Genomic DNA, 1009 nt, shown 5'->3' on the forward strand with positions numbered 1-1009 from the left:
TGCGGCCGTTTTCAAAGGCAATATCGTCAAGAACGTAGTTGGCGATGACCGCAGCGGCGTACTCCTTCATGCCGGCAACAGACTCTTTCATACCCGCTGGACCAGTGGCGGTCACAGTCACAGGAGTAAAGGTGCTCTGCATGAATTCCTCTACACCCTTGTCGGATAGCATCTGGACATTAGCCCTGAAGAGTGGCACATTGACGCCGTGTTTGTGGGCAAGGAAATGTTCAAATTCAGCCACTGTCTGATATCCATCGATTTCTCTGACGACCTTCATGTAGTTCTCAAGTTCAACCTTGCTGATCAGACCTTCATGCAGCAGAGTGATGATCCTGTTACCACTGGCAGAACGGGTAGCGAAGTATTCCGAGAAGCTCTTCAGATCCTTTGGTTCATAGTTGACGTGGTGAATGCCTGCTTTGCCCATGCCGCGAATTTCGTCGTCGTATTCTTGTGCCCCTGTCGCTAGTTCAAGCCTGGCCCTGCGCGTAAGAATCTGGATTTCTTTGAGGGCATTCCCGGGTTGATCTCCAACAGGCTCGGGAGAGGATTCAGGGAAGGTCGCCTTCAGGCTCCTGAAAACTTCCACAATCCGACTGGCCTGTTTAAAAGTCAGTTTGTCTCCGATCAGTGCCTGCATGCGAATCGCTGCAAATTCATCGTCAAAATTGAAAGTCTCAAGCAATGGTGTTATTCCACCGCTTTTTCTTGCCACTTCTGACAGGCCAATTGCGGCTTCAAGAGCTTGCTTTTTGAGAGAGTGCTGCTGCGTGAATTTGTGGATAGCCTGCAGAACTTTTGCCTGTTTCGGAGTGTACTGGAAGGGACCACCGTCACTTTCGACGGCTTCCTCTGCAGCCTTCAGGGCCTCTTTCATTCTCTGAATGCTTGCTTCCCTGGTTTCAATCTCAGCTTGCAGATCAGCCTGTTCCTGAATCAGTTGCCGGATCTTGCCGCCAGTACCATCATCACCGCCCAGTTGTACCTGTTTGTTTCTCAGGGCATT

At 50.5% G+C, this 1009-nt stretch carries 1 protein-coding gene; it reads right to left on the reverse strand.

Translation table 11 applies throughout. From position 1 onward, the window contains the following. On the reverse strand, nt 1–1009 hold a 1009-nt coding region (locus KDK16_RS01185), incomplete at both ends, for a hypothetical protein (protein ID WP_257274308.1).

The sequence above is a fragment of the Endozoicomonas sp. SESOKO4 genome (assembly GCF_024606275.1).